The organism is Micromonospora sp. NPDC023633 (assembly GCF_040640035.1).
GTDB lineage: Bacteria > Actinomycetota > Actinomycetes > Mycobacteriales > Micromonosporaceae > Micromonospora.
In genome coordinates this window covers 1-8,940 of the sequence record NZ_JBFABB010000192.1, presented here as the reverse complement: position 1 = coordinate 8,940, position 8,940 = coordinate 1, and the positions used below count along the sequence as shown (strand labels likewise).

The window sequence follows — 8,940 nt, the reverse complement described above, 5'->3', positions numbered from 1 at the left end:
TCGCTGGTCGCCGGCCTTGCCTTGGAGAGAATCGGCGCCCAGGAGTACCAGGTCGACCCGACCGTGCTTCTCGACCGCATGCGCCAGGGATATGGGGAGGAGGCTGCACGGGACTTGGCTCGACACCTCTCCTGAACCGTCCGCCTCCCGAGGTCGACCAGAGAACTACAGCGGCGGCGCCTGATGGGGGCTTCCCAGCAGCCTGTCCCGGGTTTGCGTCCACTGGCGCAGGAGCTTCTGCCGCGTCACCACTTGTTCCGCAGAGCCCACAACCTGACCAGATGGACCACCGCCTGGGGGTTGTCTGTGTGTGTCAGCAAGAAGTCAGCGAGAGGTCCGATGGCATCTGGTATCCGACAACCCTCACAGGCAGGCCGCCGGCACCGGACAGCAAAAGATGGCAGCGACTGAGCCCTGGCGGCGTGGAGAACTGACGTTCACACCGAAGAGGTCACTGGTCCGATCCCAGTATCGCCCACGCAGGTCAAAGGCCACTTCCCAGTCTTGGGAGGTGGCCTTTCTGCTGTTGTACAGCAGTGAAGTACAGCAGCGGCGGCAGTGGCCGAGGGAGTCGCCGAGGCGCTTGAGGGCTTCTCGCGTTGCCTTGGACGAGACCTGGGTGTAGATCTCCATCGTTATGGAGAAGCGGGCGTGCCGGAGCACCTGCATGGCGACTCGCGGGTGGACGTCGAGGTCGGCCAGGAGCGTGGCGCAGGTGCGGCGAGCGTCATGGACGGTGATCGGCTTGACCTTCGCCTTCTCGCACCGTGTCTGCCATGAGCGCTGGAAATTGCGCGGCTCGATGGGTGTGCCATAGCGGGTGGTGAACAACAGGCCGGTTTCGTGCCACGCCTTTCCGGCGGTTTCTCGTGCCTCGTCGCGTTGTCCGCGTCGCAACTTGAGCGCGGTCAGGCAGATATCGGGGAGGGGGAGCGTGGCGTCGGACGCCTGGGTCTTGGTGTCGCGGTGGAGCAGTTTTCCCCGAACGCGTTGCAGTTGGCGGCCGACGGTCAGCTCTCCTGCGTCGAGGTCGACGCTGTCCCAGGTGAGTCCCAACGCCTCGCCCTTGCGCAGACCGACGACGAGGACCAGGGCGTAGGCTGGTCCTCGTCGCGGCGAGCGGACTCCAGGAACCTGCGGGCCTCGTCGCTCGACCAGGACTTCCCCCGCCGCCGGCGAACGGTGGCGAGGGTGACCGGCACGGCGGGGTTCTTGGCGATGAGGTCTTCGGCCTGGGCGTGGGTGAGGGCGGCCCGCAGGGCGGCCCGGATGTCGCTGACCGTCCGTGTGCACGGGACGGCCTGGCAGCAGTGGCCGACGGCGCAGCAGCACCGCTTGTCCTTGTGCCGGGCCGCGTCTTTGCCCTGGGCGCAGCACTGGCAGGTGCGGGCCACCTGGTTGATCCAGGTCTGCACGTCGCGTGACTGGAGCCGGTCGAGCCGCTTGGCTCCGAGGCCGGGGGAGATGTAGCGGCGGACGAACGTCTCGTAGGTCGCGTAGGTCAACGGTGCGCGGTTCGGCTCAATGATCTCCGACAGCCAGTAGGTGAGGAAGCTGCCGACAGTCGGGACACTCGTCGCCACCGGACCCTGCTTAACCTGCTGGTGCAACTTGATCCACTTGTCGTGGACGGCCTCGCGGGTCTTGCCGTAGACGTACTTGCGGGTGCGCTTGCCGTCGGGCTTGGTGACCCAGACGTAGGCGGCGTAGCCGTTGCGGTAGGGGAAGATGGAGCCTTCGCCGTTGGCTCGTGCGCGGGCGGGCATCAGGCGGCCTCCTGGCGTTCGACCTGCTCGCGGATGTAGTCGTCGACCCATTCGGGGAGGATGCGCCGGTACTTGCCGTCCTTGATGGAGCGCAGCTCGCCGGTGGCGATCTTGATCTTGACCTTGGAGATGCCGAAGCCGAGCAGGACGGCGACCTCGGCGGGGGAGTACCAGCGCGGGGTGAGGTCGTGGTTCATGCGGCGGCCCCGGTGAGCCAGACTTCGTGGGCGAGTTCTTCGCGGCCGACGCCTCTGCGCTCACGGCGTTCGGCGGCGGCGGTGTTGGCCAGGAGCGCGTCTCCGTCGGTCAGCCAGCCGGCCCCGGAGTAGGTGAGGGTGCCGATGATGGTGTCGGTGGTGTCGTCCTCGGTGCGGGGGTAGGTAGCGCGGGTGTCGCGGAGCAGGCCGAAGGTGACCGAGTAGCGGCGGGCCTTGGTGAGGAAGTGGCCGCCGAAGCCGAGCATGTGCGCCCAGCGCCGCAGCCCCGCATAGAGGTTCGGTTGGCCGTCAAGGTGGCCTTGACGCTCGCCGCTGGTTGCGGCGCCGGTGGCTGTCGTGGTGTGGGTGGGGCGGCCGAGTCGCCAGCAGGCGTCGATGAGGCGGGCGAGGTGGTCACCTTCCGGGTCGGCGTAGGCGTCGATGGTGTCCGGGGTGAGGCGGGTCGAGCAGTGGCCGGTGACCTCGTGCCGGGCGAGGTTGGGTCAACTGCGCCACTGTGGCGGTGTCCGCCGGGGGCGCGGTCCGTGACACGAGAGCCGACACCGACTCAGGTTGATCCGGCAGCCTCCGTACGTACGTCAAGGCCGTCTTGACGTGGCGGACCGGGCGGCGGCCCGCTCCCCAGAGGGCGGGTCGGCGGCAGACAGTGAGGATGGTGTGTGGCTGGTGCGGCCTATAGCCGCAGCTCAGTGGTTGACGAATCGCTCTAAAGTGGCCGAAGGGTGGTCCCAGCGAGTCGGAGGTGGGTGTTGGGTAGGAGTCGCCGTCGGACTGTTCCTCGTGCCCGGTCGGTCCCTGAGCCACGGTCTACGACGTCGCCTGCGACGTTTGGCGGGCAGGAAAAGCTCGCCCTACTAGAGTCGAGAATCGCAAATCTCCAAGCCGACGCCCAGAAGCGCAGGTCTTGGTACAAGGAGCCCAGTATCCTTGTCGCAGTCTTAGCGCTCGTTGTGTCGGTGGCGTCCGCCTACGCCACCTATCAACAGAACGTAGAGCAGAAATCGAAAGAGGCGAGGTCAGAGCTTGGGCAGGTGATACAACGGATTTCGGACCTTTCACGAGAAAGTGGCGCCGATATTAAGAGTGGCAAGGAGCAGGTGGTTGGAAGGCAGCCTCGTGTGGGACTCGACAGCGAAAGAGTGGCCCTGGCGCAGCGGGCGGCCGACATCATTCGAGAGATTCCCCAAGACGTTTCGGCTCATGAATGTTACCTAGTGGCCCAAGCGTTCTACGATTCGGATAGATATGCCGAAAGCGTGGAGATTGCCAAGATTGGCACTTCCAAGAAGGTTGATTGGAAAACCCATCCGCGCCTTCACAGGATAGAGGGTGGCGCGCTTTTTGGCCAGGGCAAGTTAGATGAAGCTCGTAAGGCAATGCAGGCTGCTATTGATACCGCCCCAACTGGCCCGCACGATGAGCGCATCTATAGCCAAGCTTATAGCGAGAACTTTTGGGCAATTTGGGAACGGAAGGTTCGCGCCTGCGACGAAGCGCGGCAACATTTCAAGAACGCGAAGCTTATGGCAGGTTTGCTTGCCTCGGAGAGCTACCGCATCTCAATGAACGAATACGTGGGAGACGCTGAGCCTGCCTGCCGATGATCCAGCTTCTACTTTCGCTTCGACCCCGATGGCCCTACCGCGAGGCTCCAGGCGCGGGTGGCCCGGTTGCTGTCGACAGCAACGGTGACAGCAACCGGGCTGGACGTCAGGGACCGGCGACGGAGGGCTACGGATCAGCGCCCGACGTCAGAGACGCGTGCGGACGCGCCCGGACGGAGCGCCTAGAACTTGTAAGCGAGACGTCAGGACCGGAGGGGGCCCGTGCCCGTTGCGTGCCCGATCCTGCGGTAGCAGACGGACAACGACGGTCAAGGTCTGACGGCGACTGAGGTGTCTACCCAGCAGCAACGGCAGGTGGCATGGTCGCCGCAACGGCGGCTTCGAGAATTCCTAAACCGTGTGTCGCCACCGGCGTCTTGTGGCACCTACGGCTTGCGGACGTTGATACCCGGTCCACGTGGACCGGGCGGAGGAAGGTCCCCACGTCGCTTGGCGGCCTCGTAAACGTCGACTGCTGTGCCTCCGGTGAGACCCATTCGAATCATCACGTACCGGTCAAGCTCATAGGCGCAGTTGGCGCATACCCATCCGTAGATGGGCTTGTCCGTTCGGCAACCTTCCCCACACCGTTCGCATGCTCGCTTCGTCTGCTTCGGTGGCACCGCGACCTCAATCGGCGCGGTAGCTTGCGCAGGTTGCCCCAGGGCTCGGCGCTCGCGTTGGCGTTGCCGCTTCGCTGAAGCCATGTTGTCCCTCCCGATCGTCAGGCGCATCAACGTTGGCAGGTGGGTGTGACATCGTCGGCGAGAGGCGGCCTCGACGTTGATCCCAGGTGAGGTGGGCGAGGTGAGGCAGCCAGGAGGCAGCGAAAGCAACAGCAACGGCCAGCGGCAAGCGACACAGGACAGCAAAGTGGCCATGCTCGGCACCACAGAGCGGTGTCCGTTAGCACCCGACGGTGAGCCCCATCCGCGTTCACACCGAAGAGGTCACTGGTTCGATCCTGGGGAGGTGCGGGCAACGGTACGCCCACTGAGGACCAGTGCGGCTGCCGCGATAAATGCGGGCACAAAGGACACCACTAATCCGAGCTTGCCCAGGTCGACCCATGCTGGATATATTCGACCGAATGCGGCCGGAAGCGCTTCATCAATTTCTGTTGGTTCGTCAGATAGCCATAGCCGGCCCCCGGAGCAGCAACAGCAAAGCACGCTAAGCAGGCTCGTTGCGAGGGCGGCTACTCTCGCGCTCTGTCGACCCGTCCTGACCCACAACGCGACGCCAGCCGAGGCAGGCGCGAAGAAAAGCGCATACCACAGGGTAAGCCGAGCTTCGAAATGGAAGTAGGACGCCTTGAGTGCGACCGAACTGCTGTCTACCGGGACGCTGGAACGGCCCGCTGCGTCGTTTACGGCAGCGTTGATTCCCCCTTGGGCGTATATGGCGGCAATCGCCGCGAATATTAGCAGCGACGCCTGAAGAGCCAACAATGCGCTTGCGATGTTGACTCCCAGCGGAAACCGTCGAGGCGGCAGCCCGCCAGCTGAGTTCGTGCTAGTTGGAACCACGAGGTGATGTTAGATGGCGATCATCGCCGGACACTTGCCGACCTGTACGCCGGATTTCGCTAGACCGACGGTTCGTGGAAGTAGACCGTGGCCGACCACCAGTCACCGTCGGCGTTGACCTCGTTGCGCAAAATGACGTCCTGGACCTCTATGCCGGGCCGCTGTTCGATGCTGTCTGCGATGCGGCGTAGCAGCGCCGGGACACTGTCCTGGCCGGGGCCGGCTGGGTTGCCTTGCGAGAAGTGCTTGATGGTCCACGATTCCGGTTCAGGCGACATGATGGCAGTCTGCCAGGCGTTTCGAACGCGGCCGTCTCCAGTGTGGGCACCACAGGGCACAAGACAGTGCTCCGTATCCGCGTTACGCCGAAGCAGTCGGCCCTGTTGCTGTCGCGACAGCAACGGTGACAGCAACAGGGCCGAACAGTGAGAGCCAAGGCCAGCCGGCGGCGGATCAACGCCCGACGTCAGAGACGTGCGCGGACGGGCCGGACGAAGCGCCCAGAACTTACAAGCGAGGGGTCGAAAGCCGTCGGGTCGCGAGGTGCCGACCGACTGCGAAGCCGAGTGCGGTACCGGTGCCAGCAGGAATGGCAGCGAGGACCAGGACGAAGGCGTCCCCGACTGTGCTGTGGTGTGGCGAGTTCAGCCAGGTGCCGGCGTAGAACCCGCCGAGTAGCGCAAGTGCCGCCCACCAGGATGGAGTTGCCGAACGGTTCCGGGTCGTGGGTGGTTGAGGTGGGATGCCATCCCGCCAGCCGCCGACCCAGGCAAGCCGAGCAGACCAGGGCCAGGGTGACAAGGTCGTACGTCCAGTAGGGCGCTCCGCCTTGTCACCCTGGCCCTGGCCCGCTCCACGAGGTGTGGGTCGGCGGCAGACGGGGATGGCTTAGGCTTCCTGGTCGCGCAAGCTCACGGGCCTGGCGCTGCAAGATCGTCGTCGGATCGTGTCGGTGAGTTACGAACCACGGCGCTGTGAGGTCCAGGGCCGCTCCGCTCGCCGTCGGATGGCAAGATCGTGCCTCGTGATCGATGACTTCGCTAAGGACGATCTGCACGGCCAGCTCAGGTCGATACGCCAGGCGCTGATCTGGAATCCCGGTGGGGACGCCGTGAGAAATTCGGATCTCGTGGAGGTTCGCCCGTGAGGGCGGTCATCGTCGCGGCCGCGGTCGCGTTCATCATCTCCCTGTTCGGCACGCCGGTGGCGATTCGCGTCTTCACCGCGCTCAAGGCCGGCCAGCCGATCCGATCCATCGGGCTCGCCAGCAACCAGGGCAAGAAGGGCACGCCCACGATGGGCGGCGTCGTCTTCATCGTGGCGACCGTCTTCGCCTACGTCGCCGGGCATATCGCCCTGACCACCCTGCCCGAGCGGCAGATCGCGCAGGAGGGGCCGACCATGACGGCCCTGGTGCTGCTCGGGCTGTTCGTCTTCTGCGGCGCGGTCGGCTTCTTCGACGACTTCCTCAAGGTGCGCCGGCGCAACTCCGACGGACTGTCCGCCAAAGGCAAGCTGCTCGGCCAGGCGATCGTCGGCGGCGGGCTCGGCATCGCCGCGCTTTACGTGCCGAGCACCGACGGCCAAACCGTGGCCAGCGAGCACATCTCGCTCATCCGCGACATCAGCTGGCTGAACGTCGGCAAGGTCGGCGCGGTCATAGTCATCGTCTTCGTGATCATGGCGATGTCGAACGGCGTGAACCTCACCGACGGCCTCGACGGCCTGGCCACCGGCGCGTCGATCCTGGTGCTCAGCGCGTACGCACTGATCGGGTTCTGGCAGTACCGGCACTGGTGCGCCGACGACGCGTATGCCCGCGTGAACGACTATTGCTACCAGGTCCGGGATCCCCTGGAGATCGCCATGATCGCGGCGGCTGCGGCCGGCGCCTGCGTGGGCTTCCTGTGGTGGAACACGTCCCCGGCGCGGATCTTCATGGGTGACGTGGGCTCGCTCGGGCTCGGCGCCCTGATCGGCGGGCTCGCGGTGGCAACCCGCACCACGCTGCTTTCGATCATGATCGGCGGGCTCTTCGTCATCATCACGACGACCTGGGTGATCCAGATCGTCTCGTTCCGGACCACCGGTAGACGTGTCTTCCGGATGGTGCCGTTGCACCACCACTTCGAGTTGGCCGGATGGAGCGAGGTCAATATTGTGGTCCGGTTTTGGATCGTGGCCGGCGTCTGCGTGGCGGTCGGCCTCGGCCTGTTCTACTCGGATTTCTTGGCGGTCGTTGGATAAATGCCACGCGACAAGCCTGTGTCGTGCCACCGACGGTGATCCGCCGGGCAGCCTGGTTCCCCGCCGGGGTGCCAGCGTCTGGCAGCAGCATTGCCTTAAGGCGTGCATCTCGCTCCCGTCGGGGACGGCGGCTGGAGACCAGTGGGCGGAGAGATCCCCTAGCCTTGTCGCGTGCCTGAGCTGTGGTCTGTCATGACGGAAACCGAGATGCTGTCGTGTGCCGGCGCGCCGGCGCAGGCTCTACCGGCGGGCGATGTCACCTACGTGGTCGGGCCGTCGGCGATGCTGGTCATCGTCCAATTCGGGGACCGGCCCGACGGCAGCGCAGTGCAGAACTTCGACGACCTGACGCTGCATGACCCCTTCCCCGAGGGCGTGGAAGCACGTTTGGCCAGCTCCGAACTTCCGCGTCTCGGATTCGTCCACCTGCCAGAGGGATATCTGCCGCTAGGCGAATTGCGGCATGTAGTCAGCCGTCACAGGCCGGGTGACATAGCTAAGGACAGCCCGTTTCCGTACCGTCTGCCGGGCAAGCTCTCATTCTGCCAGCTGCACATCGCGGACCGTCTGCCGCTCGACGTTCTCGATCGGGTACGGCCCACACCGCAGCATCCACTTTCCAGCCTCGACTGGCTCCGGTTCCTGCCCCACGACCCTGTCGCCGCGTTGCGTGAGTTCGTGGCCGATTGGTACGCCGACATCCCACCGGGCAACGATGCGCCCGGCGACCTGGACCGACCGCTCCCCGAACCGTTGCTTGCCTTCTACCGGGCGGCTGCTGGCCGTGAAGAGGTGTACGGGTTGCATAACCAGATTTACACTCCCGACGAGTTGGAGGAGGAGGACGACGGGCTGCTGCAGTTCGGGGCGGAGAACCAGGGCGTCTTCGTGATGTTGCTGGATCCGACCGAGGCAGACCCGACAGTGCAGTACAGCGGACTTCACGCGCAACGCGAGCGGGAGCCCCTGAGCGCCTTCCTGCTGCAGTTCCTCCTCTGCGAGGCGTCATATTCCAGCCCCTTCGGCGGCTTCGCGACGGTTAATGCCGACCAGGCGCAGCAACTGGTCGAACCGCTGCATCAGGTTCCCCTGCAACCCATGCGATGGCCGGGAGACCCGACCCAGCACTACGTCGCTCCCGGCCTCGTCGTCGCGACCGCAACCTCCCCCAACGGCTCAGTAGAGATCTACGCCGGGAGCCGGCGCCGGTCGGCGCTCCGACCGCTGCGCGATCCAGGCTTCACCTGGGAACGGTTCGACGGCTACAGATCTTGAATGGCCAGGTTCGTCCGATGTGGTCTGTGTGATGGGCGTGGGCTGGGGTAGGTCGATGGGATGAGGTATCCCGATGGAGGTGGGTTGTCCGCCCGGGGGCGGGCGAAGCGTGAGGCGGTGCGGCGGCAGGCGGCCGGGTGGTTCGCTGAGGATGTGTCGGTGCCGGAGGTCGCGCGCAGGCTGCGGGTGTCGCAGACCGCGGTGTACGGGTGGCGTAAGCGGTGGCGGGCCGGTGGTGAGCAGGCTCTGGCGTCGAAGGGGCCTGGTGGGTCTCGGTGTCGGCTGGATGAGGGGCGGCTGC

General features: G+C 65.3%; 6 protein-coding genes and 2 pseudogenes. 4 read left to right on the top strand and 4 right to left on the bottom strand.

Features of this window, described 5'->3' with window-relative positions; genetic code table 11:
* Window positions 1-561: 561 nt before the first annotated feature.
* From AB0G13_RS32600 to AB0G13_RS32590, 3 genes and pseudogenes are all read right to left on the bottom strand, one after another.
* Window positions 562-1,766 (bottom strand): annotated as a pseudogene (locus AB0G13_RS32600) (tyrosine-type recombinase/integrase); the annotation flags it as partial.
* Window positions 1,766-1,963, bottom strand: a complete 198-nt coding sequence (locus tag AB0G13_RS32595; protein WP_357882883.1) for a helix-turn-helix domain-containing protein — start codon at window positions 1,961-1,963, stop codon at window positions 1,766-1,768. The pseudogene AB0G13_RS32600 and the gene AB0G13_RS32595, both read right to left, overlap by 1 nt.
* Window positions 1,960-2,448 (bottom strand): annotated as a pseudogene (locus tag AB0G13_RS32590) (replication initiator); the annotation flags it as partial. The pseudogene AB0G13_RS32590 and the gene AB0G13_RS32595, both read right to left, overlap by 4 nt.
* 492 nt (window positions 2,449-2,940) lie before the next feature.
* Here AB0G13_RS32590 and AB0G13_RS32585 point away from each other — a divergent pair.
* A complete protein-coding gene (locus tag AB0G13_RS32585) occupies window positions 2,941-3,588 on the top strand; it encodes a hypothetical protein (protein ID WP_357882880.1) in 648 nt (215 codons plus the stop codon).
* 1,588 nt (window positions 3,589-5,176) lie between these two features.
* Here AB0G13_RS32585 and AB0G13_RS32580 read toward each other — a convergent pair.
* On the bottom strand, window positions 5,177-5,395 hold the full coding sequence (locus tag AB0G13_RS32580; protein ID WP_357882877.1) for a hypothetical protein: 219 nt from the start codon (window positions 5,393-5,395) through the stop codon (window positions 5,177-5,179).
* A gap of 865 nt (window positions 5,396-6,260) precedes the next feature.
* Between AB0G13_RS32580 and mraY the strand changes: the two genes are divergently transcribed.
* From mraY to AB0G13_RS32565, 3 genes are all read left to right on the top strand, one after another.
* Complete coding sequence (gene mraY, locus AB0G13_RS32575) at window positions 6,261-7,364, top strand: phospho-N-acetylmuramoyl-pentapeptide-transferase (protein WP_357882874.1); 1,104 nt, start codon at window positions 6,261-6,263, stop codon at window positions 7,362-7,364.
* 171 nt (window positions 7,365-7,535) lie between these two features.
* A complete protein-coding gene (locus AB0G13_RS32570; protein ID WP_357882872.1) occupies window positions 7,536-8,639 on the top strand; it encodes a hypothetical protein in 1,104 nt (367 codons plus the stop codon).
* Between the two features lie 60 nt (window positions 8,640-8,699).
* Window positions 8,700-8,940 (top strand): helix-turn-helix domain-containing protein (locus AB0G13_RS32565; protein ID WP_357882869.1); only part of this gene is annotated, 241 nt, incomplete at its 3' end.

Bases quoted from the DNA above. Each gene is read 5' to 3' on its own strand.
- AB0G13_RS32595 (WP_357882883.1), bottom strand. From the start codon at position 1,963: ATGAACCACGACCTCACCCCGCGCTGGTACTCCCCCGCCGAGGTCGCC.
- AB0G13_RS32580 (WP_357882877.1), bottom strand. From the start codon at position 5,395: ATGTCGCCTGAACCGGAATCGTGGACCATCAAGCACTTCTCGCAAGGC.